We start from the raw sequence: 20,618 nt of genomic DNA, 5'->3' as shown, positions 1-20,618 counted from the left end.
ATCTCTATATATTTTATCGAATGTTGACCAAAATGACCAATCTGATCTATTGGTAAAAACGGCCTTTTCACATATAAAAAGCTGATTACCTCCGCACATCTCTCCCTGCCCAACATATACTTTTACAGAAGCCCAATTCCTAAGAATGGAGTTGAATCCCCTTGCATTACAGCTACTATCCCTATCCGGTGCCATACAGGGAAGATCCTGGTTTGATTCGGAATTTGCAGAAGGCCATCAACGGAGAATTCAGTGCCATTCAATGCTACCGCAAGCTCGCCGAACTCGCCCACAGCGATGAAGTCAGAAAACAGATTGAAGAAATCAGGCGTGACGAGATTCGCCACCTCCGTGAATTTTCCACACTGTATGGTTCAATTACCGGCAAACACATCATGCCGAAACAAACGGAAGAATGCCCGGACAATTTCACAAGAGGACTGGACGCCGCTTTTAAAGATGAACAAGAAACCGTCGACTTTTACTTGCGTGCGGCCGAGGAAACGTCAAACTTAAAAGCGAAAGGCGTCTTTACGCGCGCAGCACGTGATGAACAAAATCACGCTGTCTGGTTCCTATACTATCTGATGGAACGTTAGATATACCCGTTCAGGGTATATGTACATATCCCCTTAGCTAAAAACACACTCCCCTGTTTTTTTCAAATGCAGCCGGGAAACATAAAACCATATACTGTCATACAGGGGGAATCAACCATGGAGCAATATTCTGAAGCTTGTATTGAGGCTTGCATCGATTGCATGAAGGCTTGCAATCATTGTTTCACTAAATGCTTGGAAGAAAGCGTGCAGCATCATCTCAGCGGCTGCATCCGGCTTGACAGGGAATGCGCGGATATTTGCGCGCTGGCGGTCAAAGCCATGCAAACGGACAGCCCGTTTATGAAAGAAATTTGTGCACTTTGCGCCGATATTTGTGAAGCATGCGGCACTGAATGCGGAAAGCACGATCATGATCATTGCCAAGCATGTGCGAAAGCCTGCTTCACCTGTGCTGAACAATGTCGCAGCATGGCAGCGTAAAAAAGAGGGTTCAAAAAAGAACCCTCTTTTTATTTGGACAGCCATACGGAGTACAAATCAATCCATCCCTCTTCATCAAGCACCAGGCCTTTTACATTTTTACTTGATGTCACCTGGAGCACATTTTGATACAGCGGGATCGCATTCAGCTCCTGTATCATCTGCCGGTCAATGTCACGCAGGATGTTGATTCTCGAACAACGGTCAGGCATGGAAAACATCTGCTCTGTCATTCCTGAGCATATCTGTGTCAGCTTTTCAGATAGATGCTGATACAAGAAACTGTTCTCCGACAGCAGCAAATGCAGAAAACCAAACTCGCTGTCTTGATAAAACGTCGCACTGTCATGAATGATATCCGCCATCTGCACGATTTCCGGCCGTCGCAGATCAGCAGCATCACAGAATTGAAGTGTAAGCCTGATACCGTGCTGGGCGCAAATATTTTGAATCCATTCGGCGTCCTCACGATGATCCGTTTCCGAAAAGGTATAAAGCACGATTGTTTCGCCCTCGTATCCGCTTTTCTTCAACAATTCAGATGGTGAAACGCCCTCACACTCAAAAGAACTCGGTTGCAAAAAGGACGTAACCGGGATTCTTCGGTGCCCTCCCGCTTCACGAACGAGCCGTTCAGAGGAAATCAGCAGCCGGAGCGCTTTTCTAAAGCTTCGGTGCTGAAGAGGCCCCTTCTTTTTTAGATTAAGCGACAAATACTGAACATGCCGCTCATCAAAAACAGTTTGCTGCTCAGGGCATGTTTGTTTTTCTTGAATGGTAAAACCGTTCATCTCTCCGGCTTGCTCAGAAAAAACAAACTCAACGCGATCCAAATAGGGGCGTCCCTTGAAGTAGCGCTCATTGGCTTCAAGCACAAGCATCCCGCTGTGTTGCTGATTCACCTGAAAAGGCCCTGTTCCATTTTTCCCGCCGCCCTGTTCTGCCGGCAGTATGGACAGCCGTTCATCACAAAGAGCATACGGCAAAAGCGCATTCGGCTTATCGAGTATGAGTTCCACACAATAAGGGCCCTTTTCTAAGACTTGTTTCACTCCGTGCAGAAGCCATTTATACGGGTTGTCACCCAGTTCCAAAAAGCGCTGAAACGTAAACGCAACGTCCCGCGATGTCAGCTGCTGTCCATTATGAAATGACACACCTTTTCGAAGAAAAAATCTCCATTGTTTTTTTCCGACCTCTTCCCATCCATGAACCAAATGAGGCTTCGGCTCCTGCATATCCGAATCAAACGTGAAGAGTGTATCAAATATCTGTTTGACGAAATGGCCCTCAGACCGCAAAAATATTTGGCATGGATCCAAACTGCTGACAGATTCAGGCGCGATGAACAGCCGCAGAACATCCTTCGTCCCATTCTCGCCCGTCTCCGTCACAAATCCGAACACCTCTGAAAGCCACATGTTATATTCGTTTTGAAGCCCCGGAAATGCGGACTGATACTGCTGAAGCAGCTCCTTTGCCTTTTTAAGCTTTCCTGACATGGTATATTCCTTGGCAGTTTGAAGAAGCAATTCCTCAGGCCTCCGAAGAAACGCGATTTTAGATTTACGGCCGCGCCCCGCCCCGCTTTCCCGGATAATCCAATTGCTGTTCTCCAGCTTATGTAAAATGAGCTTTGCATTTCTTTCTGTACAAAATAAACAGTCGGCAATCTCAGTAAGCGTCATTTCGTTCATTTGCCCATACTCGGCGCAGCCTGTTTTTACAAGCGCCACGTAGTGCTCTATCAGCTTCAATCCCCGCACCTCCCGACAAAAGGGGAACTTTTATCTCTTCTTTTCTTCACTTTTTGGGCCGCCGCCCCTTCTATACACTACTACTATATCAAACAGCGAAAGGCGGCGATCACATGTTGACCAGTTTTCACTCTATAAAATCGAGATATACCGCTCCCGTTCGGCTCCGCTTTTTCGGCGAATTGCTGACAAGCCTGACAGGTGCAATGATGGGACCTTTTATGGTGCTGTATCTGCATGAACAATTAAACGGCAGTATCATGATACCAATGCTGATCATCAGCCTTCAGCCATTTGCTGATATTTTCCTGACGCTCGCTGCAGGAAAGGCGGCGGACCGGATTGGGCGGCGCACAGCGATTTTGACCGCATTGCTTCTTCAATCAGCGGCAATGACAGGGTTTGTATTTGCTGAGCATGCGTATGTTTTCGCTATTCTCTATGTCATGAATGGCATCGGAAGATCGTTGTACATTCCCGCTTCCCGCGCCCAAATCGCCGAAAGCACGCCGGAAAGCAGACGTTCGGAAGTGTTTGCGGTCATCAATGCGATCTATTCGGCGGGACTGACGGCAGGGCCGCTAGTGGGGATGCTGCTGTACAATCATAACCCCGTGTGGATATTCGCATTAGATGCCGCAGCATTGTTTATCTACTTTCTGATCGCTGCACTGAAACTGCCTGAGACAAAGCCGCTACACCCAGCTGTTACCCCGAAAATGTCCGCGAGCTTTACGATATACAGGCCTGTCCTGCTTCTTTTGCTGCTTTCTCTCCCCATCAGCATGTTATATGCACAAACAGAAACAACATACAGGCTGTTCAGCAAAAACATGTTTTCTGATTATCTGTCCATGCTGACCATCTATTCAGCAGCAAAAGCTTTATTCAGCTGTGTTCTCCAAGTACCTCTTGTCAAAGGGACCGAAAAGCTTTCAATGAAAACAATCCTCTTCATTACTTATATTTGCTACTCCCTTGCGGCTGCCGGTTTTGCATGCTCAACCTCCCTGACAATGCTTTTAGTGACGGCAGCGGTGATGACGGTTGGCGAAAGCATCGGGCTAACCCACATCCAGACCTTCATATCGAAATTGGCGCCGCCTCATTTGCTGGGCCAGTTTTATGCTGTCTATGGTCTGCATTGGGATATATCCCGCTCAATCGGACCGCTGGCAGGCGGGCTGATCCTGACATCATTTGGCGGAGAAGTGATTTTTTACGCTCTTGCCGTGTGTCTGCTGACAGCGGGTTTATCTCTGACTTACACAATAGAAAAGCTCGAACACAAGGTCATAAGAAAAGTGAATCGCTTATAGAAAATAATTCATAATTTCTTTATCAACAAAAATATACTATAGTAATAAATACATTCACTACGTGAACAATTGGAGTGTTACGTGAAAAAGGAAGAAGGGTTTTACATTGAAGAAAGACGAAAATCTCCTCAAAGATCTATGGTTTATCGCAATCAGTGCAGCCGGGGGGTTTATTCTTTCATTAACCGGAATATCAATTGGATGGATGATCGGAACACTGATTGTCGCCTGCTGCCTCGCCATGATACGGCCGGCATGGCTGATGATGGCACCAGACCAAAAAGGAATTAACCGACGATGGCTCGCCCTCGGGCAGATGATCCTCGGCATCGAATTGGGCCAAAAGCTGAATTTATCCGTTCTCTCTGTTCTCAAAGACCATTGGTTTTCAGTCGGCGTTATGCTGATATTGTCTATCCTGCTGGCCATGCTGTCAGGATATGTGCTTTGGCGTTTCAGCAAAACGGATATGATGACTAGCTTTGTCGGCACCGCTCCCGGCGGGCTTTCCGCCATGCCGAGCATCGCACAGGAAGTAGGCGCCAATACCGCTATAGTCAGCCTCGTTCAAATGATGCGTGTGCTGCTCGTGGTGCTTTCCATTCCGTTTTTAGTCATTCTGATCTATACAAAACAAGATCGTACCGCAAGTGCCGCAGCAGAGACGATTTCTTCTGCAACGACAGATTTTAGGCTCGCTCCCGTTTTGTGGACCGTCATTCTTATTCTCGCTGCCTGGGGAGCTTGCAAAGCTGCGAAATTTTTAAAATTTCCAGCTCCATGGCTGCTCGGCAGCATGCTCGGTGTAGCAATTGTACATGTTGGCGGAGCTGCGGTGACAGGGCACGACATGACGGCATGGTGGCCGTCACAAGCTAACCATGTATCACAAGTATTTCTCGGGGCAACGATCGGCTCTAAGATGTACAAAAGCATGTTTGCCGGCGTCACCCGTATTATCATCGTCGGGTTTGTCTCGTCCGTCGGTTTAATCGCAGCAATGTTTTTGAGCGCCGTGATCGTTTCCGAGCTGACAGGAATTTCGCTCATCACTTCTGTTCTGGCATTTGCGCCCGGCGGGATTGCAGAGATGGCGACGACGTCAGTTACCTTACACGCTGATTCCACCTTTGTCGTTGCGGTTCAGGTCATTCGCGTCATTCTGGTTATTGCCCTGCTGCCGCCGTTTTATCGTCTGCTTCACCATCTTCATGGTGAAAAAAAAGACAAAAAGAGCTCAATCAGCGGCAGTAGTGCCTAGTTGAAAAAAAGGTTCAAGAACTTTTAATTCGCAAACCATCGAGATGGGGAAATATAAGCGGATATTTCGTTGTTAATGGATCAGATTTGAAGTGAGTGCTGCCAGAGGGTGAAATGAAAGAAATAATTGACGACTTACGATTGAAAAAGAGGTTAAAATGAATAACCTCTTTTTCTTATATAAAGATATAAAATGTTAAAGGGAAATCTATCGTTACGTTGATTCTCTTATAATAAGCTTTGTTGGCAGTTTAATAATTCTTCTGTTTAAAGAGGCATTACCCGAAATGGACTCGATGATTTTCAACACAGCCTGTTGGCCTAATTCTATTACGGGGATATCAATTGTTGTTATGGTCGGAGTAACGACTTGGCAAATCAATTGGTTGTCAAAACCAATTACAGCTAAGTCTTCTGGAACTTTAAAGCCATTTTTCATCGCCTGTTTAATAATCCCTGCGGCGACTTGATCATTTCCTGTAAATATTGCTGAGGGTCTGTCCTTTAGATCCTTTATCTTATGAAAAACACGAAAGCCATCCTCGATATTAAACATTTCGCCGAATATCCATTCGCTTCTATGATGTAAATTGTAATCTTGTAAAGCTTTCAAATAACCCTCTTTCCTCTGACATTGAGCTTCGCTATATGGAGTATCAAAACAAAACCCAATTTTTTTATGCCCTCTTTCAATTAAATGTACTACCCCCATGTATGCGGCTTCAAATTCATCATACCCAATTATCGTGATGTCCGCTGAGTGATGATATTCATTACATAATAAGATAGGACCATACTTTAAGAAAGGGGATATCTGATCCCATTCATTTTCTAAAGTCCCAAGAATAATGCCATCCACTTCTTTATGCTTCAATAACTCTAGTAATTCTAGCTCCGTCTGTTTGTCATAAAAGGTCTGAAATACAATTACCTTGTAATTCTTAAACAGTGCTTCATGAGAGACCCCTTTTATTAATTGAGCAAAAAATGGATGGTCGATACTCGGAACTGATAAAGCTATCGTTTGTGTCTTATTTCTCCTAAAATTCCGAGCTAAATAATTGGGAGTGTAGTCAAGTTCGTTAATAGCCTTTAAGATCATATCTCTTTTTTCTTTCGACACATAAGGATGATTATTCAATACTCTTGACACTGTGGTTTTAGACACATTGCATAATTTTGCTATTTCATCAATTGTAGGCATATTTTCCCTTCCTTAAAAAAGTTGTTGACATGTTACCGATTTCAGAAATTAGGATAAATTTGTAATAAATTTTTAGATTATAAAATCATTGGAGGTACTGTTCATGCAAAAACAGGTTAAGATTTCAGGTAAAAGCAAAGAAAACATGTCACTACTAAAACACTTAAAAGGTGACGTACAAGGAAAAGAACTTGTTATTGAAGACAGTATTGTAAACGAGCGGTGGAAACAAGTATTAAAAGAAAAGATAGATATTGAACATGATCTTTTCAACTATCAAAAAAATCGTGAAATCAGTAAAGTCCCTTTTTTGCCTGTAGACAGATTAATAACCAATGATGAAGTGGAAGATATCTTAAATACATTAACTGAAGTTTTGCCAACTGGAAAATTTACGAGTGGTCCCTATTTAGAGCAATTCGAAAAAGTTTTATCTACATATTTACATAAAAGGTATGTAATTGCAACCAGCAGTGGAACCGATGCTATTATGATAGGTTTATTGGCTTTAGGGTTAAACCCAGGGGATGAAGTTATCATGCCGGCTAATAGCTTTTCAGCTACTGAAAATGCTGTGTTAGCTTTGGGAGGCGTTCCTATCTATGTAGATATTAACCCACAAACATTCTGCATCGATCCTGACAAAATTGAAGAAGCAATAACTCCTTATACAAAGTTTATTCTACCTGTGCATTTATACGGAAAACATTCAGACATGCAGCATATCCGTCAAATCGCAAATCGTCATAAATTGAAAGTAATTGAAGATGCCTGCCAAGGAATTGGACTGACAGACTTAGGAAAGTATGCAGACATCACTACATTAAGTTTTAATCCCTATAAGAATTTTGGTGTATGTGGCAAGGCTGGAGCAATAGCAACTGATAATGAAGAACTCGCTAAAAAATGCATTCAATTTAGTTATCATGGTTTTGAAGTAAATGTGAAAAATAAGAAAGTCATCAATTTTGGATTTAATTCAAAAATGGACAATTTACAGGCAGCAATTGGTTTAGAGAGAATGAAGTACCTTTCATTAAACAACTTCAAAAGACTGTTCTTGGCGGATAGATATATTACCCAATTAGCAGAGTTGCAGAATAAAGGCTATATTGAATTACCAGAATTAAGTGAAGATCATGTATGGCATCTATTTCCTATTAAGGTAAGAACAGAAGATAGGGCAGATATCATGACTAAATTAAATGAAGATTTTGGTGTTCAAACAGATGTATATTATCCAATACTGTCTCATATGCAAAAAACTCCTTTAGTACAGGACAAGTATGCAGGACTCCAATTGGTTCATACGGAAAAGGCTCATAGTCAGGTACTGCATTTGCCTTTATATCCGTCATTTACTTTAGAAGAACAAGACAGAGTAATGGAGGGACTGTTTCATGTTATTAAGCAAGAAATCGGAGTATAAAACGTTATCCACGGTTGAACATCCTCAGTATATTGTTTTTTGTGATTTTGATGAAACGTATTTTCCGCATACAATCGACGAACAAAAACAACAAGACATCTATGAACTCGAAGACTATCTAGAACAAAAAAGTAAAGATGGGGAGCTAATAATCGGATGGGTTACTGGAAGCAGTATAGAATCTATTCTCGATAAAATGGGACGAGGAAAATTTAGATATTTTCCTCATTTTATAGCTAGTGATCTTGGAACTGAAATTACGTACTTTTCTGAGCATAACTTCGGACAGCAAGATAATAAGTGGAACAGTCGCATAAATGAAGGGTTTAGTAAAGAAAAGGTTGAAAAACTTGTGAAACAGCTACATGAAAATCATAACATTCTTTTGAATCCTCAAACTCAATTAGGAAAGTCACGGTATAAGCATAACTTCTACTATCAGGAACAAGATGAAATAAACGACAAGAAAAACCTATTAGCAATTGAAAAAATCTGCGAGGAATACGGCGTTTCAGTAAATATAAATCGGTGTAATCCCTTAGCAGGCGATCCAGAAGACAGCTATGATGTAGATTTTATCCCCACAGGGACAGGAAAGAATGAAATTGTAACGTTTATGTTAGAGAAATACAACCTAAATACCGAAAGAGCTATCGCATTTGGGGATAGTGGAAATGATGTTCGTATGCTACAGACAGTAGGGAATGGATATCTGCTCAAAAATGCAACACAGGAAGCCAAAAACTTGCACCACCTTATAACTGATAGTGAGTACTCAAAAGGAATTACTAATACCTTAAAAAAATTAATTGGATCATGAGGAGGAAATAAAAATGAAGAAGATCGGCATCATAGGTGCAGGTGGTATTGCAAGAGCGCATGCAACTGCTTTATCTACAATAAAAAATGCAGAGTTAGTAGGGGTATATGACATAAATCAACAAAATGCGGAAAGCTTTGTGAAAACTTTCGGCGGGAAGTCATTTGAAAACGTAGATGAACTAATTGATGCCTCAGAAGGTTTAATTGTAGCATCACCAAACTTTTGCCATAAAGAACATGCTTTGCAAGCATTAGCAAAACATAAGCATGTATTGTGTGAAAAGCCTATGGCTATTTCTCTTGAAGAAGCAAGCATAATGAAAGATACTGCTGAAAGGTTGAGCGTAAGAGCCAGTATGGGATTTAATTATAGATATTTATCTTACGTAAATATCTTAAAAAGCTTAATTATCAATAATGAACTAGGTAACATACTGTCCATAAAAGTACACTTCAAGAAAAATAGTGCACTTAGGCGTAAGAAGTTTACTTGGAGAGATGACGCTAACAGTAAGAAGACGAGTGGATCATTGGGGGATCTGGGTATTCACCTTATTGACATGGTATGGTATTTGTTTGAGAGTGATTTCATCACAGAATCAGTAAGGGCAAAAATGAACACAAATGTAAAAACAAAAGAGGATAAACAGGTACTCGTAGATGACTATGCAGAAATTTATGGCCAGCTGAAGAACAAGGTATTTGTAAATATCATCACATCAAAATGTTCTGTACCTGAAGACTGTGGTTTTAGCATTGAGGTAGTTGGACACAAAAAAGAGTTTAAATACCACACAGGTAATCCTCACGTTTACAAGCTCATAGATGGCTTGAACGTGGTAGACTGCCCAGTACCGCAAAGCCTATTAAACGATCCGCCAAACGAGTTTTATGGATGGGCTGATTCTTTTAGAAGCGAGTTAATCAATTGGATTGCATCAACTCAGAATGATTGGGTTGAGATCCCTTCTTTTAGTGATGGTTTTAGATCTCAGGAAGTATTAGAAATGTTCTTTGAGAAAGACAGCAACTCTCAACCAATGTCTGTTTCAGCAGTCAACTAGTATTTCAAAGAGAGAAGTTACTAAAAAAGCAGGAATTTATTTTCCTGCTTTTTCATATAGGGGTGTAATGAATGTTAAGAGGGACATATTTATTTGGATATGCTTTCTTTTTTACAGTAGGTATTATCCATATATCAACAGGGAGTTTGACACCATTTCTATTAGAGGCTTTTAACAAGACAACAGATGATATTTCGGTCATAATCTTTTTTCAGTTTACCGGATTTCTAAGCGGAGTATTAATCGCACCGTTAATGATTAAGAAATACAGTCATTTTAGGACACTTACTTTAGCTTTGACAATAATGCTTGCAGCGTTAAGCATCTTTTTTCTAACTAAGGATTGGTATTATATTATTGTAATGGCTTTTCTCTTAGGATATGGAGCAGGCACATTAGAAACGACAGTTGGTTCATTTGTTATTGCTAATTTCGAAAGTAATGCAGAAAAAATGAGTAAGCTGGAAGTTCTCTTTGGATTAGGCGCTTTATCTTTCCCATTATTAATTAATTCCTTCATAGATATCAATAACTGGTTTTTACCGTATTACTGTATATTCACCTTTTTATTCGTCCTATTCGTAGGGTGGTTAATTTTCTTGTCCAAGAACCGAAAGTACGCTAAGAATGCCAACCAACAAGTGACCTTTCCAGATGGAGGAGCATTTCAATACTTTATAGGAGATAGAAAAAAATCAAAGCAATTAGGCTTTTTTGTATTTTTTGCTTTCCTATATGCTGGAATTGAAACAAATTTTGCCAACTTTTTACCTTCAATCATGATAAACCAAGACAATGAACAAATTAGTCTTATAAGTGTCTCCTTTTTCTGGGTAGGGATCATCATAGGAAGAATATTGATTGGTTTCGTAAGTAGAAGGCTTGATTTTTCCAAATACCTCCTTTTTAGCTGTAGTTGTTTAATTGTTTTGTTGATTGCCTTCTCTTATATAAGTAACCCAATACTTCAATTGGGTGGTACATTTTTGATTGGCCTAAGTATAGCGGGCATATTTCCCATTGCTTTAACACTAGCATCAATCATTATTCAGAAGTACGTTGACGAAGTTACAAGTTTATTTATTGCCTCGGCAAGTTTCGGAGGAGCGATCATCTCTTTCTTAATTGGATGGAGTTTAAATCAGGATACGATCTTATTAACCATGGGAATATTTACAACTATGGCGGTCATTCTAGTAGGTATTTCTGTAAAGATTAGGGGAACTAAAACAGAAGACCCTATTTCACTTGAAAACAAAGCATCAAAAACACAGTAGAAAACGTATAAAATAAAGATACTAATAGACATATCGTATAAGCAGTGCAAATTCCTGAACATCTTGAATTTCATTCTTCAAGAGGAAATCTGATTTACGTTACAGCCTTGAAAAAGATAGAAAAAAGCGAAAAACACGCACCGCAGTGCGTGTTTTTTATTTAAAAATGCTCGGGAGACCCCCTTCAATTTCTTCTGACGACGGATACCATTTTGTCACCAGATCCCGAAACAGCCGTTCCGCAAAAAGAATCTCTTCCTCGGTATAGCGGTCAAAAAATGACAGAAAACGCTGTTCAGCCTTCTGATGATAATATTTGTGCAAACTGTGCAGCTTTTTTCCAGCAGGCGTCAATCGGAAGTAGACCTCCTTTTTATTATCGCTGAGCTGTGTTCTGTGAAGGAAGCCTGCGCCGAGCAATTTTGTGCTGATGCGTGATACAGTCGCTTTTGTCGTATTCATTTTTTCTGCTATCGACGTGACATTAATTGGTTCATTGTCCCCGACACAAGATAGAACATGAATTTCTGTCATCGTCAATTGAGATTTACTCCCGTGCTCTACATCCAGCTTCCTCAATTCGTCAGATAAAAAGGCTTTAATAAGCCCCTCCCATTTCTCCTGCTGATGAATGAGCTCCGCATACAATTCAAAAAGATTGCGTTTCGTATGATCTGTGTTCATCGGGTTTTCCATCCTTTTTCATTCGATTGTTTCTTCTATCATACCGTTTTGTTACAGATGAAACAATTGAATTGAATTATACTCGGCTGGTGACGGAAAACCAGCGGCTGATTCCTTTTTGAATCACCTCGGCACAATCGGGCGCTGATGCATCCACCGCCCAGGCTACATGTCCATCGGGACGAATCAATATGGTATGCACATCCCGCAACTTTTCATTCGGTTCTGCAAGCGAGGCGGTTACCGTACGTAAGCCTTTCACTTCGATATGATCATCAGCTTCCTGCCTCAATGACAGCAAAACGAATGTCCCGTTTTGGAGAAAGCTGTACAGCCGTTCCGAATTGCCGTCGGAAAGAATCAGTTCCATGTCAGGGAGCCTTGCCCCGTTCAAACGATTCGGCGGCATGGTACGATCAGCTTCATATCTGACATCGAGCGCAGAAATTTGCCCTGCTACATATCGATTGACATCAGGGAAGGCCAGCAGCTCCGACATCATGCTTCGCAAATGGAGGCCTGCTTGAGTGAAATCGATCAGCTTTGTCTGTGCCTCCGTGTTTCTGAGGAGCCCTTCCGCTGCCGGATGCCGCTCGTCATGGTAGCTGTCCAAAAGCCACGAAGGCGCAGAGCCTTTGATGGCCGCCGCCAGTTTCCACCCGAGGTTCATTGCATCCTGAAGGCCGACATTCAGTCCTTGCCCGCCCGCCGGAAAATGAATATGCGCGGCATCACCCGCAAGAAAGATTCTGCCGTCCCGATACCGTTTCGCTTGGCGCGCGGCGTTCCCGAACCGCGACATCCACGAAGGGTCGCTTAAACCAAAGTCAGTTCCGCAAATTCGCAGGAGGTCAGCTTTCAGCTCTTCCTCAGTCACAGGCACATCTTTCGGCGTTTGCGTGCGATAAGGGCTGATCACAACGACACGATATCGGTCTGAAGATAACGGAACAATCATAACACCGCCCTCTTTTGTGCAAAGGGACAGCACGCCTGACGGCGGCGGAGAAAGGAGCGCCACATCCCCAAGCGCAGCGGTGACAGTGCTGTCTGTTCCCGGAAACTCAATTTTTGCCTGTTTCCGGACGGTACTTCCGGCGCCATCTGCCCCAACGGCAAACTTGCTTGTGATCGTCCGTACACTGCCGTCCCGATCCTTAAAAATCGTTTGGACCGCTTCCCCGTTTTGCGTAACCGCCAGCGCCTCTGCACCCCGAAACACCTCTGTTCCCAGGCTTCGTGCATGATCTTCAAGAAGCTTTTCTGTTTTGGACTGCGGAAGCAAAAGCGTGTAAGGACAGCTCGTATCCAAGCCTGAAAAATCCAGACGGGTACCCAGCATTGAAAAATGTCCGGAGGGTATCTTGCTTCCCTTGGATACGAACCGCTCTAAAATCCCTCTCATCTCAAGGAGCTCCAGCGTTCGGGGATGCAACGTCAATGCCTTGGAATGCGGAACAGGTTTTTCAAGCCGTTCAATCACACATGTTCCCACTCCGGCCATCGCAAGCTCAGAAGCCAGCATAAATCCAACCGGCCCTCCTCCTATAATCACTGCTTCATATTTCATCATCATTCACCACTCCTTTTGTTTCATGAAAAACGAACAAAAACCAATAAAAACGGCCCTCTAATCAAAAAATATATAAATTTTGTTACATAGGTAACAATTTTGATTATAGCTCCTTACAAATTTTTCTTCAACACATTTTTCCAAACGGCATACAAAAAGACGCCTCTTCAATTAGCGTCTTTTTATTCGGCATCAGAAATCACACCGACAATATTTTTTTCTCTTATCGGACCAAAATGCCGGCTGTCGAAGCTGTATATGCGATTATCTCCAACGACAAAATATTTTCCTTTCGGCACCTTGCTTGTTCCCGTCACATCTTTCAAAGAAAAATCACCCGTTACATGGCTGCCGGCAGAAACAGATTTCAAATGCTTCAAAAATGGCTCAGCAACCTGCTTTCCGTTCACATACAGCTGATCATCTTTATATTTGATCGTTTCACCGGGCAAGCCGATTACCCGTTTAATCAGCACTTTATGATCAGGGCCTTTAAAAAGGACGATGTCAAAACGATGGATGGTTTTAAATCGATGCGAAAATTTATTGACCAACAATTCGTTTCCTTCCTGGAAGGTCGGGTTCATACTGACGCCTTCTACCTTGTAATCAATAAAGACAGCATTTTTAACCTGAATGGCGAGAACAACGGACACTACACTGGCAAGAAACCAAAACCGTTTTTTCATGTTACTGTCTCCCTCCATCATGCTCACGCTGACTGGCTCTTACATGCAGATACCGCTCCACCTTTTTGCCGACATACCATAAGACAGTGATCACCAATACGGCGATGACCGTTCGAATCGGCTGTGTAATCAGCGCGTGCAGATCATATCCGATGAAGCTGATCATAAAAATCATGACAAGCTTCCCCGAGGCTGCCGCCAAAATAAACGGCCGCGTTCCGATCCTTGACAAACCGGCAACAACATTCACCGCGGCTGACGGTGTAAATGGAAAACAAAGCAGAAGAAACATGGGACCGAAGCCGTGTCTTTCCACCCATAACATCAGCTTTCTGACAGACGGATGACTGCGGATAAATCCAAGCAATTTTCTCTGTCCGTATTGACGGACAATCAAAAAGACGAGAATGGAACCAGCAGTTGATCCCGCCCAGGACAGGATGAATCCTTCCCACAAGCCAAACGAGTTCGTATTCGCCACCACAAACACGATCAGCGGCAAAAACGGGAGAAATGCTTCAATTAAAGGCAGCAGCACAGCAATGAGCGGACCGAAAGCCCTATAGCTTTGAAATAATTCAGTTAAATGTTCTTGTGTCAAATAGGATAAAAAATGCTCCAACATTTATACTCCTTACCGGGTTTGTCTATCCTTATTCTACACATTATCAGCAGAAAACTAAAAAGTTTTGGTGATTTTTTCTGTCTTGAAACATTTCACCAGCCGATATAGAATACAAATAGAACAAACGTTCCCTTAGAAAGAAGGAGTCAACATGCCAAATCTGCAGGAGGAAATATACGATTTAATTGAACGGGCTCTCTTTTTGCCCATGGCCATTACGATTTTTAACCGTGATCTCGCCGGAATTGAAGAAAGCACATTAAAATTGAAGCATCCTTATAAACAGCTTATCAGCGAATCATTAAAAATAGCACAAAAGGATTTGATGGAGGTCAGAAAAGAACTGAGGAAAAGAAAAATTGCAATCCGCGAGACGGAACGCGATGAGGCCTTTACACTCTATACATTTGTCATCGACGGTTATGAAGAAAACCATCGCTATTTTAATCCGCGAATCCGTGAGCAGGTCAGCGAATTATTAACATACTATCTATTTGCCCCAAACAGACTCTGAGCCTTTTGAATCATACTGCCCGTTCCCTCTTCGGGCGATTCAGAGCATTAATTTCAGACAATTCACACTATACAAACAAAATAAATTTATTTATAATTCGAACCACAGCCTTTCACCCTAAAAAGTGACATGTGCTTCCATATCTGCGACATCATTTTCAGTACGCTTAGGCTTGTACACCCCAATCCTAAATAGAAGGAGGATTCTATGAAACTGATTCACGTTCTTGCCGCTTTGCCCTTTATCGGAATCTTACTCGGCATCCCTTTTGCAAATAAGGTGACCCCCTATGTGTTCGGCATGCCGTTTATTCTTGCCTATATTGTGATGTGGGCTCTTTTGACCTCTGCGCTGATGGCGATTGTGTATGTCCTCGACAAGGAAAATAAAAAGGAGGAAGCAGAATGAATGCAGCTCTCATCATCATCTTCGGTGTCCTGCTCTTGAGTATTTTTCTCGGTATACGCGCCCAAAAAGGAAAAGACATGAACCTGGAGCAGTGGACGGTCGGAGGGCGCGGCTTCGGAACTGTTTTCGTCTTCCTTTTGATGGCAGGCGAAATTTATACTACTTTTACGTTTCTCGGCGGCAGCGGCTGGGCCTACGGAAAAGGCGGTCCAGCCTTTTATATCATCGCCTACGGATGTCTGGCCTACATCCTTTCTTACTGGCTTCTTCCAGCAGTTTGGACGTACGCGAAACAGCATAAACTGATGTCGCAGTCTGATTTTTTCACAAAAAAATACAACAGTCCGCTGCTTGGCATTCTCGTTTCACTGGTCGGCATCGCCGCACTCATTCCCTATCTTGTACTGCAGCTGAAAGGCCTCGGGCTGATTGTATCGGAAACCTCGTACGGCAAAATCACCCCGACCGCCGCCATCTGGATCGGCGCCGTTTCCATCACGGTTTATGTTATGGTTTCAGGCATTCACGGGTCTGCCTGGATATCGGTTGTGAAGGACATCATGATTCTGGTAGTCGTTCTGTTTTTAGGTGTGTATTTGCCAATTCATTACTACGGCGGATTTCAAGACATGTTTCAGCAGATTGAAACGGCAAAGCCTGGCTTTCTTACGCTCCCCGAATCGGGACAAAGTGTGGCCTGGTTCAGTTCAACCGTACTCTTGACAGCGCTCGGGTTTTACATGTGGCCTCACACGTTTTCCGCTTCGTATTCAGCCGAAAACCCAAAAGTGTTTCGTAAAAACGCCATCATCATGCCTTTGTACCAGCTGGTCCTGCTCTTCGTCCTTTTCGTTGGCTTTGCGGCTATCCTGCAAGTTCCAGATCTGAATGGCGCAGACGGGGATTTGTCGCTTTTGAGACTGTCTCTGCAAGCATTTGACCCTTGGTTTGTCGGAATTATCGGTGCTGCCGGACTGCTGACAGCACTTGTGCCAGGGTCTATGATCTTAATGTCCGCCTCCACACTGTTTGCAAAAAATGTGTACAAGGTAATCGCGCCCCGCACGACAGAACAACAGGTATCGGCGCTTGCTAAGTTTTTAGTGCCGGTGATTGCGTTGATTTCGGTGTATTTTACCTTCAAAGGCGGGAATACCATCGTTACGTTGCTTTTGATGGGCTACAGCCTTGTCACACAGCTATTCCCCGCCCTTTTGTTCAGCCTGTTCAAGCATAATATGGTGACAAAGCAAGGAGCCTTCGCCGGCATTATTGCAGGTGTCGGAGCAGTTACTTATATTACAATGACGGAAACGACGATCGGCACTTTATTTCCGGCGCTGCCGCAAGCCGCAAAAGACCTGAATGTCGGCATCGTTGCCCTGCTTTTGAATATCTCGGCCATGATGGCAGTCAGCCTTATGACAAGAAAGGCGAAAAGCGCTGCGGCCGATCAGGCTGCATAAGCATAAAAAAAGCAATCTGGACACCAGATTGCTTTTTCTTATTTACCGTTCACAGGCGATAAGATCTTTATCGCGGTCTTTGTTTTTATTGGCATCGTAAAGCGCCTTAGAAACGTAAGGCTTGTACTTCGTTTTTCCGCCTTTGTTTTTCACCTTCGATGTGCGGGCCACTCCGCCTTTGTATACTTTGTTTAACTCCTTGCAGTTCTTATAGACCTTCACCTTTGTTTTGGCTTCCGCCACATGGTCAGCTCCGTATGAAAAACCGAAAACGAGACCGAGTGACAGCAAAACCGCCACCGCTTTTTTCATGACGATTCACTCCCTCAACACCCAATATTTAGTTGATTTATAGCTCGAATTTATCATAATTCATATAGTCTTATTTGACAAGATAAATATGGAAGAAGGCTTTGTTTTTTCTTGTTTTCTTTTTCCTTCACTATTCAAACTGCCAAAACATGTTTTTCTGCTTATGCTCAGGGGTACACATACGAATGTACACCAAACAGAAAAGGAGCGTTGCTGATGTCTGATTCAAATCTTACGAATCCTATAAAAGCATTTTTTCATGATGAATTTCCCGAACAATATCAAGAACCGCCAGGCCTGCAAAAGAACATGAAGCCTGTCCCTGATTGCGGAGAAAAAAGCTACAAAGGATCAGGTAAACTAACGGGTCGAAAAGCGCTTGTCACGGGCGGCGATTCCGGTATCGGCCGCGCTGCCGCGATTGCTTACGCCAGAGAAGGTGCCGATGTGGCCATTAACTACTTGCCCGAGGAACAGCCAGATGCTGAAGAGGTAAAAGAGCTGATTGAAGCAGAAGGCCGAAAAGCAGTGCTGATCCCCGGAGATTTGAGCGACGAATCCTTTTGCCAAGATCTAGTCAAACAGTCGCATCACGAACTCGGCGGACTTGATGTGCTAGCGCTCGTTGCAGGCAAACAGCAAGCGGTCGAAAACATCGAAGATCTGCCTACTGAACAAATTTATAAAACCTTTGAAGTGAACGTCTTTTCCCTTTACTGGGTTGTAAAAGCAGCGCTTCCGTATTTGCCGGAGGGAGCTTCAATTATCACAACTACCTCAGTTGAAGGCTATAATCCAAGCCCGATGCTGTTAGATTACGCAGCAACGAAAAACGCCATTATCGGCTTTACCGTCGGACTGGGAAAACAGCTGGCTTCCAAAGGCATCAGAGTAAATTCAGTTGCGCCCGGACCAATTTGGACACCGCTGCAAATTTCCGGCGGACAGCCGACGGAAAACATCCCGAAATTCGGACAAGGCACGCCGCCAGCTCCATTAAATCGCGCTGGGCAGCCAGCGGAATTGGCCGATGTTTATGTATTTCTAGCTTCAGAGAATTCAAGCTATGTGACATCTCAGGTATATGGCATCACCGGAGGAATTCCGACGGCATAGCTTTATGAAAGGAGCTGCCCTGTTCGGTCAGCTCCTTCCTATTTTTCTAATACCGTTCCCCGAGCTCACGCAAAATAAAATCATAAATCATCTTCGTCCGCTCTTCTTTCGGGTACAGCATAAATTCCTGTCTTTTCGGCACGCGGTGGTCGATTCTGTCTTGGAATTTGGTTCTGAGCCACGCTGTTCGGTATACCTGGTTCTCGAACGAATTATAAGAGATCGGCAGCTCCATCGTTTTCCCATTTGAAAACGTCACTTCCGTATCGTCAAATTCAGTCGCTTTGAATTCTTTTACATGCACATGGGAAATCCAGCCGCATTGGGGTCTTGTCGAAGAAAGTGTAGGGAATAAAAAGATTTGGTTCGAAGGGTCCACCATGATCGGCGGCTTGTGTGAAATTTTTGTCACTTCATAAGTTCCTGCTTTTCTTCCCGCATAGCTTGATCCAAAAAATCGGCAGCTTCTGTCGACAATTTGCAGCGGCTTCATGTTTACATAAAACACGCAATCTTTTTCAATAATTCTGGAACAGATTTTGCCGTCTATTTCTTCTGGCAGCACGGCAATTGTTGCGCCGTTCACTTCATACGATTCTAAAGGTGCGTCTGTTTTCTGACTCATATTATGGCCTCCATCCTTTTTCTGCAAAATTTATACTAATAATCTATCATCTGTTTTTGTAAAACGACAGGTTTTTTTAACATTTAAGATAAAATCATCTTTTAATGATATTTAATGGTACTAAATAACTAGTAATAAACCGATTTTACTTTCATAAGACTTGCCGGTTTACGGCATTTTGCAGGATATGTCGATAGATTGCCAAGTATTAGTTGTCTAAAAATTATAAAAATTTATTGATTTTTTCGACCGTTATCCATATACTATAAAAAAGGCATTGGGGGGATTCTTTATGAAAGAGAAAAAATCGTACACTGAGCTCATGAAGTCCCGCAACACGCAAAAAACAAAAGAATTCGATGTCACAATGACGGATATTTACATTCAAATGGTGCTCGATGAATCCTTGTATAACCGTCGGCTTGCCATGCTGACGGACCAAATTAACAAAGCCTTGGACGAAAAAGATAAAGATGCGTTTCTTACGCTCTCTAAAGAATATGCAGCGCTCAAGCAGAGCGAATAAGCCAATCCTTCAAGGATTGGCTTTTTATTATCCGTTCACAATTGTTCCGCCATTGACGTGAATCGTCTGCCCTGTGACGTATGTGGAATCGTCGCTGGCAAGGTATAGATAGCTTGGCGCCACTTCGACCGGCTGTCCCGGGCGTTCCATCGGCACGTCTGAACCAAACACTTCCACGTCTTTTGCGGCAAAGCTGGCCGGGATAAGCGGTGTCCAAATGGGACCCGGTGCCACTGCATTGACCCGTATGCCCTGCTGAACAAGCGACTGGGAAAGGGACCTTGTAAACGTAACGATCGCGCCTTTTGTCGCTGAATAATCGATCAGCGTTTTATTGCCTTTATAGGCGGTAATTGAAGCGGTATTAATAATAGAGCTCCCTTTTTTTAAATGAGGCAGCACTGCCTTTGTTAAGTAAAACATGGAAAAAATGTTTGTTTGGAAGGTTCTGATCAGCTGGTGGCTGGTGATTTTTTCAATGCTGGGCTGGACATGCTGCTCAGCTGCATTGTTAACCAATATATCAATGGATGGAAACACTTGGCTTGCCTGCCCGACCACATCATTGCAAAACGCTTCATCCCCAACATCTCCTGCAATCAGCAGGCATTTTACCCCTTCCTTTTCTACATACTGCTTTGTTTCCTCGGCGTCCTGATGTTCATTCAAATACACAATGACCACATTAGCTCCTTCTTTTGCGAATAACACCGAGACAGCGCGTCCAATCCCGCTGTCTCCTCCAGTAATAATAGCGGTTTTGCCCTCTAATTTTTTCGCTTTCTTCGGCTTATCAAAAACCGGACGCGGGTCCATCAGATATTCAAAACCAGGCTGCTGGTTCTGGTGCTGAGGCGGTAATGTTTTCTTTTTTTGATTCGCCAATGAAATCACTCCTTTTCAAC

The 20,618-nt window shown here is 43.0% G+C and carries 22 protein-coding genes; 13 read left to right on the top strand and 9 right to left on the bottom strand.

The annotated features are described in order from the left end of the window. Positions 1-161 precede the first annotated feature (161 nt). Both MHB62_RS05650 and MHB62_RS05645 read left to right on the top strand, forming a co-directional pair. Entirely contained in the window at positions 162-599 is a 438-nt protein-coding gene (locus tag MHB62_RS05650; RefSeq protein ID WP_029317584.1) for a ferritin family protein, read from the top strand. Between the two features lie 117 nt (positions 600-716). Then, positions 717-1,043: a four-helix bundle copper-binding protein gene (locus MHB62_RS05645; RefSeq protein ID WP_009966950.1), complete on the top strand. Its 327-nt coding sequence runs from the start codon at positions 717-719 to the stop codon at positions 1,041-1,043. 29 nt (positions 1,044-1,072) lie between these two features. Here MHB62_RS05645 and MHB62_RS05640 read toward each other — a convergent pair whose 3' ends face one another. Next, a complete protein-coding gene (locus tag MHB62_RS05640; RefSeq protein WP_404978346.1) occupies positions 1,073-2,800 on the bottom strand; it encodes an ABC transporter substrate-binding protein in 1,728 nt (575 codons plus the stop codon). A 113-nt stretch (positions 2,801-2,913) separates the two neighbouring features. On the opposite strand from MHB62_RS05640, the gene MHB62_RS05635 reads away from it, so the two are divergent. Together MHB62_RS05635 and MHB62_RS05630 are read left to right on the top strand one after the other, a co-directional pair. Beyond that, a complete protein-coding gene (locus tag MHB62_RS05635) occupies positions 2,914-4,119 on the top strand; it encodes an MFS transporter (RefSeq protein ID WP_032721289.1) in 1,206 nt (401 codons plus the stop codon). 106 nt (positions 4,120-4,225) lie between these two features. Continuing rightward, positions 4,226-5,380 (top strand): AbrB family transcriptional regulator, encoded by a 1,155-nt coding sequence (locus tag MHB62_RS05630; RefSeq protein ID WP_003233112.1) that lies wholly within the window; start codon positions 4,226-4,228, stop codon positions 5,378-5,380. Between the two features lie 213 nt (positions 5,381-5,593). Here MHB62_RS05630 and ntdR read toward each other — a convergent pair whose 3' ends face one another. Continuing rightward, complete coding sequence (gene ntdR / locus MHB62_RS05625) at positions 5,594-6,583, bottom strand: NTD biosynthesis operon transcriptional regulator NtdR (RefSeq protein WP_003245736.1); 990 nt, start codon at positions 6,581-6,583, stop codon at positions 5,594-5,596. Between the two features lie 103 nt (positions 6,584-6,686). Here ntdR and ntdA point away from each other — a divergent pair, with 103 nt between their 5' ends. From ntdA to glcP, 4 genes are all read left to right on the top strand, one after another. Continuing rightward, positions 6,687-8,012 carry a 3-dehydro-glucose-6-phosphate--glutamate transaminase gene (gene ntdA / locus MHB62_RS05620; protein WP_019712355.1) on the top strand — a complete coding sequence of 442 codons (1,326 nt, stop codon included), beginning with the start codon at positions 6,687-6,689 and terminating at the stop codon, positions 8,010-8,012. Beyond that, positions 7,984-8,832, top strand: coding sequence for a kanosamine-6-phosphate phosphatase (gene ntdB / locus MHB62_RS05615; RefSeq protein ID WP_032721285.1), 849 nt, complete (start codon positions 7,984-7,986; stop codon positions 8,830-8,832). The genes ntdA and ntdB overlap by 29 nt, the downstream gene beginning before the upstream one ends. A 13-nt stretch (positions 8,833-8,845) precedes the next feature. Beyond that, complete coding sequence (ntdC, locus tag MHB62_RS05610) at positions 8,846-9,898, top strand: glucose-6-phosphate 3-dehydrogenase NdtC (protein ID WP_024572384.1); 1,053 nt, start codon at positions 8,846-8,848, stop codon at positions 9,896-9,898. Positions 9,899-9,969: 71 nt separating this feature from the next. Then, a complete protein-coding gene (glcP, locus tag MHB62_RS05605; protein ID WP_032721283.1) occupies positions 9,970-11,175 on the top strand; it encodes a glucose/mannose transporter GlcP in 1,206 nt (401 codons plus the stop codon). 156 nt (positions 11,176-11,331) lie between these two features. On the opposite strand, the gene MHB62_RS05600 is transcribed toward glcP, so the two are convergent. The 4 genes from MHB62_RS05600 to MHB62_RS05585 form a co-directional block, all read right to left on the bottom strand. After that, positions 11,332-11,859 (bottom strand): MarR family transcriptional regulator, encoded by a 528-nt coding sequence (locus MHB62_RS05600; RefSeq protein WP_003245853.1) that lies wholly within the window; start codon positions 11,857-11,859, stop codon positions 11,332-11,334. 76 nt (positions 11,860-11,935) lie between these two features. After that, the gene (locus tag MHB62_RS05595) at positions 11,936-13,435 is read right to left on the bottom strand and encodes a monooxygenase (RefSeq protein ID WP_080287599.1); all 1,500 of its coding nucleotides are present in this window, start codon (positions 13,433-13,435) and stop codon (positions 11,936-11,938) included. 179 nt (positions 13,436-13,614) lie between these two features. Beyond that, positions 13,615-14,121 carry a signal peptidase I gene (gene lepB / locus MHB62_RS05590; RefSeq protein WP_032721278.1) on the bottom strand — a complete coding sequence of 169 codons (507 nt, stop codon included), beginning with the start codon at positions 14,119-14,121 and terminating at the stop codon, positions 13,615-13,617. Between the two features lies 1 nt (position 14,122). After that, positions 14,123-14,746, bottom strand: coding sequence for a TVP38/TMEM64 family protein (locus MHB62_RS05585; RefSeq protein ID WP_010886465.1), 624 nt, complete (start codon positions 14,744-14,746; stop codon positions 14,123-14,125). A 151-nt stretch (positions 14,747-14,897) separates the two neighbouring features. Here MHB62_RS05585 and MHB62_RS05580 point away from each other — a divergent pair, with 151 nt between their 5' ends. The 3 genes from MHB62_RS05580 (at position 14,898) to MHB62_RS05570 (ending at position 17,134) form a co-directional block, all read left to right on the top strand. After that, on the top strand, positions 14,898-15,260 hold the full coding sequence (locus MHB62_RS05580; RefSeq protein ID WP_024571727.1) for a hypothetical protein: 363 nt from the start codon (positions 14,898-14,900) through the stop codon (positions 15,258-15,260). 207 nt (positions 15,261-15,467) lie between these two features. Further along, the gene (locus tag MHB62_RS05575) at positions 15,468-15,668 is read left to right on the top strand and encodes a DUF3311 domain-containing protein (protein WP_003224377.1); all 201 of its coding nucleotides are present in this window, start codon (positions 15,468-15,470) and stop codon (positions 15,666-15,668) included. Beyond that, positions 15,665-17,134: a sodium:solute symporter gene (locus tag MHB62_RS05570; RefSeq protein WP_032721274.1), complete on the top strand. Its 1,470-nt coding sequence runs from the start codon at positions 15,665-15,667 to the stop codon at positions 17,132-17,134. The genes MHB62_RS05575 and MHB62_RS05570 overlap by 4 nt, the downstream gene beginning before the upstream one ends. Positions 17,135-17,176: 42 nt before the next feature. On the opposite strand, the gene MHB62_RS05565 is transcribed toward MHB62_RS05570, so the two are convergent. Then, positions 17,177-17,446: an excalibur calcium-binding domain-containing protein gene (locus MHB62_RS05565; protein ID WP_017695342.1), complete on the bottom strand. Its 270-nt coding sequence runs from the start codon at positions 17,444-17,446 to the stop codon at positions 17,177-17,179. A 216-nt stretch (positions 17,447-17,662) separates the two neighbouring features. On the opposite strand from MHB62_RS05565, the gene MHB62_RS05560 reads away from it, so the two are divergent. Next, on the top strand, positions 17,663-18,562 hold the full coding sequence (locus MHB62_RS05560) for an SDR family oxidoreductase (RefSeq protein ID WP_032721273.1): 900 nt from the start codon (positions 17,663-17,665) through the stop codon (positions 18,560-18,562). A gap of 46 nt (positions 18,563-18,608) precedes the next feature. On the opposite strand, the gene comK is transcribed toward MHB62_RS05560, so the two are convergent. Next, positions 18,609-19,187 carry a competence transcription factor ComK gene (gene comK, locus MHB62_RS05555; RefSeq protein WP_029317573.1) on the bottom strand — a complete coding sequence of 193 codons (579 nt, stop codon included), beginning with the start codon at positions 19,185-19,187 and terminating at the stop codon, positions 18,609-18,611. Positions 19,188-19,479: 292 nt separating this feature from the next. Between comK and MHB62_RS05550 the strand changes: the two genes are divergently transcribed. Continuing rightward, positions 19,480-19,713, top strand: coding sequence for an IDEAL domain-containing protein (locus MHB62_RS05550; RefSeq protein WP_003233142.1), 234 nt, complete (start codon positions 19,480-19,482; stop codon positions 19,711-19,713). 27 nt (positions 19,714-19,740) lie between these two features. On the opposite strand, the gene MHB62_RS05545 is transcribed toward MHB62_RS05550, so the two are convergent. Then, the gene (locus MHB62_RS05545; protein WP_003245662.1) at positions 19,741-20,598 is read right to left on the bottom strand and encodes an SDR family oxidoreductase; all 858 of its coding nucleotides are present in this window, start codon (positions 20,596-20,598) and stop codon (positions 19,741-19,743) included. Positions 20,599-20,618 lie beyond the last annotated feature (20 nt).

The sequence above is a fragment of the Bacillus sp. FSL K6-0255 genome (assembly GCF_045040725.1).
GTDB lineage: Bacteria > Bacillota > Bacilli > Bacillales > Bacillaceae > Bacillus > Bacillus subtilis.
This window is presented reverse-complemented; position numbering and strand designations above follow the sequence as displayed.

Excerpts from the sequence above, each read along its gene's own strand:
- MHB62_RS05645 (WP_009966950.1), top strand. The coding sequence starts at position 717 with ATGGAGCAATATTCTGAAGCTTGTATTGAGGCTTGCATCGATTGCATG.
- MHB62_RS05635 (WP_032721289.1), top strand. The coding sequence starts at position 2,914 with ATGTTGACCAGTTTTCACTCTATAAAATCGAGATATACCGCTCCCGTT.
- ntdR (WP_003245736.1), bottom strand. The coding sequence starts at position 6,583 with ATGCCTACAATTGATGAAATAGCAAAATTATGCAATGTGTCTAAAACC.
- ntdA (WP_019712355.1), top strand. The coding sequence starts at position 6,687 with ATGCAAAAACAGGTTAAGATTTCAGGTAAAAGCAAAGAAAACATGTCA.
- ntdB (WP_032721285.1), top strand. The coding sequence starts at position 7,984 with ATGTTATTAAGCAAGAAATCGGAGTATAAAACGTTATCCACGGTTGAA.
- ntdC (WP_024572384.1), top strand. The coding sequence starts at position 8,846 with ATGAAGAAGATCGGCATCATAGGTGCAGGTGGTATTGCAAGAGCGCAT.
- glcP (WP_032721283.1), top strand. The coding sequence starts at position 9,970 with ATGTTAAGAGGGACATATTTATTTGGATATGCTTTCTTTTTTACAGTA.
- MHB62_RS05600 (WP_003245853.1), bottom strand. The coding sequence starts at position 11,859 with ATGAACACAGATCATACGAAACGCAATCTTTTTGAATTGTATGCGGAG.
- MHB62_RS05595 (WP_080287599.1), bottom strand. The coding sequence starts at position 13,435 with ATGATGATGAAATATGAAGCAGTGATTATAGGAGGAGGGCCGGTTGGA.
- lepB (WP_032721278.1), bottom strand. The coding sequence starts at position 14,121 with ATGAAAAAACGGTTTTGGTTTCTTGCCAGTGTAGTGTCCGTTGTTCTC.
- MHB62_RS05585 (WP_010886465.1), bottom strand. The coding sequence starts at position 14,746 with ATGTTGGAGCATTTTTTATCCTATTTGACACAAGAACATTTAACTGAA.
- MHB62_RS05580 (WP_024571727.1), top strand. The coding sequence starts at position 14,898 with ATGCCAAATCTGCAGGAGGAAATATACGATTTAATTGAACGGGCTCTC.
- MHB62_RS05575 (WP_003224377.1), top strand. The coding sequence starts at position 15,468 with ATGAAACTGATTCACGTTCTTGCCGCTTTGCCCTTTATCGGAATCTTA.
- MHB62_RS05570 (WP_032721274.1), top strand. The coding sequence starts at position 15,665 with ATGAATGCAGCTCTCATCATCATCTTCGGTGTCCTGCTCTTGAGTATT.
- MHB62_RS05565 (WP_017695342.1), bottom strand. The coding sequence starts at position 17,446 with ATGAAAAAAGCGGTGGCGGTTTTGCTGTCACTCGGTCTCGTTTTCGGT.
- MHB62_RS05560 (WP_032721273.1), top strand. The coding sequence starts at position 17,663 with ATGTCTGATTCAAATCTTACGAATCCTATAAAAGCATTTTTTCATGAT.
- comK (WP_029317573.1), bottom strand. The coding sequence starts at position 19,187 with ATGAGTCAGAAAACAGACGCACCTTTAGAATCGTATGAAGTGAACGGC.
- MHB62_RS05550 (WP_003233142.1), top strand. The coding sequence starts at position 19,480 with ATGAAAGAGAAAAAATCGTACACTGAGCTCATGAAGTCCCGCAACACG.